The organism is Candidatus Venteria ishoeyi (assembly GCF_030378065.1).
GTDB lineage: Bacteria > Pseudomonadota > Gammaproteobacteria > Beggiatoales > Beggiatoaceae > Venteria > Venteria ishoeyi.
This window is the reverse complement of the sequence record NZ_JAUCGJ010000022.1, coordinates 64,257-67,678: the sequence shown is the minus strand read 5'-3', so window position 1 is coordinate 67,678 and position 3,422 is coordinate 64,257. Positions and strand designations below refer to the sequence as shown.

Annotated in this window: 3 protein-coding genes; all 3 read left to right on the top strand. The window is 44.8% G+C overall.

Annotated elements, in window-relative coordinates; translation table 11 throughout:
• Positions 1-244: hypothetical protein (locus QUF61_RS09360; protein ID WP_289681440.1), on the top strand; the 244-nt coding region annotated here is incomplete at its 5' end.
• A gap of 171 nt (positions 245-415) precedes the next feature.
• Complete coding sequence (locus tag QUF61_RS09355) at positions 416-1,756, top strand: hypothetical protein (RefSeq protein ID WP_289681439.1); 1,341 nt, start codon at positions 416-418, stop codon at positions 1,754-1,756.
• The coding region (locus QUF61_RS09350) for a tetratricopeptide repeat protein (protein ID WP_289681438.1) at positions 1,753-3,422 on the top strand (1,670 nt) is incomplete at its 3' end. The genes QUF61_RS09355 and QUF61_RS09350, both read left to right, overlap by 4 nt.

Below are 3,422 nucleotides of genomic sequence, written 5' to 3'. Positions count from 1 at the left end.
CTGGGCAGTCTTACTTACTGAACATTGTAAAAAAATGTATTATCTCATTTCAGGTAAATATATTTTACCCACCAAATTTATACCTCAGCTAACTATATTTGAAGCACAGTTAAAGCAATATATTCAACCTAATAATCAAGTAGCCGTTTTAAGTGCCTTTCCTGTATTTATTATTGATTATTATGGTTGCCTGCAATTATCTAATATAATTAAAGACTTAGCTACTAAAGGCAGTCATTCATAGTAATGAATGATAGCCTGAACGAGAGAATACCAGAAACAGCAAGATGCTATGGATAAGCCATTAATAAGTAAATATACTGGCTTGTCTATTGAATAGATTGGGAATTTGTAGATTCTAAGTCATACTTATTCCCCCCCCCTTTATAGCAACTTTTAACCATTTAGAAGTAAAATGATGACTTATGATGTACCTAAAACCATCTGGGAAGTAGGCGAAAGCCTGAGATTCGACGAGCCGCTGGCATTTGATGATCCACGTTTTGTTAAAACGGATGCAGCGCGGGGTGAACAATTTAGCTATAACGCTTTATTACGTCCACTGGGTATTGATTCACGTAATTGGGAAATGAAATTTGAACCCAAAGATCGCCGTTATATTTTATTTTGCGGTCATCGTGGTGGTGGTAAAAGTACGGAATTGCGTCGTGTCTCCGCTCGCCTTGCCGATCCCGCACGTTATTTTGTCGTGCAACTGGATGCGCTTAAAGACCTTGATATTCATAATTTACAATACACGGATGTATTGCTGGCGCTGGCGCGCGCGTTACTGGCTGATTTGCAGAAAAATGCGATTACAATTGACCGGATTTTTCTGGAAAACCTGGAAAACTGGTTTAAGGAACGTATTGAAAAACACGAACAGACAAAACAATTTGCCGCAGAAATAAAAACAGGGGTCAAAGCCGAAGGCGGCATTCCCTGGCTGGCAAAATTATTTGCAGAAATTAATACCGCTTTTCGTCTCAACTCCACCTATAAGGAAGAATTACGCAAGGTAGTAAAAAACCATTTCAAAGAGTTTGCCGAAGGCTTTAATCAACTAATTAGTGCAGCAGAAACGCAAATACGTAAAAAAAATGCCGGGCGTAAACTGCTGTTTGTCGTGGATGGCACTGATAGACTCAATCAGAAAGACAGTGACCGTTTTTTTGTCAGTGATGCCTATCAGTTGCAGGAAATTCACGGCTTGTTTATTTACTGCGCGCCAATACATCTGATTTATGAACATGGGCAAATCAATCAGATTTTCCCCAATATTTTTAAGCTCCCCATGATAAAACTACACGAGGCCGAAGGACAGCGCCTTGCTGAAGGTTATAACACCTTGTCTAATATGCTGTATCGCCGCGCTGCGCCTGAATTATTTGATAATGAAGCCAGCGTGGAAAAACTGATTCAGGCATCAGGTGGACACCCGCGAGACCTGTTGCGTCTGCTCAACTATGCGTTTGGCAGCGCAGAGGGTGACTATTTTGATGAAAACGCAATCAATCTGGCAATCGCCCAGCTTGCAACCGACTATCGTCGTTTACTGGATAAGGAAGATTACCAACTTCTGGTTGAAATTGATCGTGAACCCCGCCGCAGCCACAATGCCGAGCGTAGCCGCACCCTGTTATATAACCTCAGCCTGTTGGAATATAACAGCTATTGGTGGAACAGCCACCCTGTCATTCGTACCCTGCCCAGTTACCAGAGCGCGCTTGCTGAAGCCCACGCGAATGAAACATGAGTGAAGATGTCATCAATTTTCCGCTGGAATCTCTTCACAGTGGAGCCTGGTTGCGTTTACAACGCTTGTTAAAAAACCATAAAGGCTTTTCTCTAATCATTGCCCAATACAATGATATGATTTACCGCGATAAGTTGATCGCATTTCAGCAACAACAGATTGCCGCTACCTGCTACCAGGTCAGCCAGAAAATGTCTGATTTTTCCCACTTTGAAAACAAACTTTATCAACTCGGCAAGCAACACGCGGTATTAAATGTAACCGGTCTGGATAGCTGTCAGGCATGGCAGGCTGATTTTTTTCAGGGTTTGAATTATCACCGCGAGCAAATTGCCGAACATTGCCCTGCAACGCTGATTTTCTGGTTATCTGAAACTGCGCTGAAAACTTTTGCGCAACAAGCGGCTGATTTTTGGGCATGGCGTGCGGCAGTGCTGGATTTCAGTATTGTTAAAATGCCAGAATTACGTAAAGACCTAAGCAAGGAACTTGACAGAAGTAGCGCCAGTTACGCACAGCGGCAAGCACGGATTAAGCGCATCAGTGATTACTTAAAAGATCAAGGCGGGGTTCAAAACCATGATGCCAGTTTATTACTGGAACGTGGACGACTCTATCAAAATCTGGGGGGAAACGTACAGGCTTTAGCGGATCTGGAACAAGCACAAAAGCTTTATCAGCAAGTAGATAATCGCCGAAGTGAAGCCACTTGCTTTGTAGAAATTGCCGATATAAAAGTTGATCAAGGTGATATTGAGACTGCACTTAAGCAACTGAAAAAAACACTTTCCGTTTATGATAATCTTGGCGATGTGCGCTCAAAAGCCGTCACCATGGGGAAGATAGCCGACATATTGCAAGCGCGCGGACAACTCGACGATGCGCTCAAGATTCGTGAGCATGAAGAACTTCCCGTCTATGAGAAGCTCGGCGATGTGCGCGAAAAAGCCGTCACAGAACGTAAAATTGCTGATATTCTGATTGCTCGGGGTGAGCTAGAACAAGCACTCGTTATTTTACAGGAGCGATGTATTCCCCCGATGGAAAATATCGGTGCTATTGCTGATGTAGCAGTATTTAAAGGGATTATAGCCGACATATTGCAAGCGCGCGGACAACTCGACGATGCGCTCAAGATTCGACAGACAGAGCAGCTTCCCGTCTATGAGAAGCTCGGCGATGTGCGCTCAAAAGCCGTCACCATGGGGAAGATAGCCGACATATTGCAAGCGCGCGGACAACTCGACGATGCGCTCAAGATTCTTAAGAATGAACTGCTTCCTGCATTTGAAAAGCTCGGCGATGTGCGCTCAAAAGCCGTCACCATGGGGAAGATAGCCGACATATTGCAAGCGCGCGGACAACTCGACGACGCGCTCAAGATTCGTGAGCATGAAGAACTTCCCGTCTATGAGAAGCTCGGCGATGTGCGCTTAAAAGCCGTCACCATGGGGAAGATAGCCGACATATTGCAAGCGCGCGGACAACTCGACGATGCGCTCAAGATTCGTGAGCATGAAGAACTTCCCGTCTATGAGAAGCTCGGCGATGTGCGCTCAAAAGCCGTCACCATGGGGAAGATAGCCGACATATTGCAAGCGCGCGGACAACTCGACGACGCGCTCAAGATTCGTGAGCATGAAGAACTTCCCGTCTATGAGAAGCT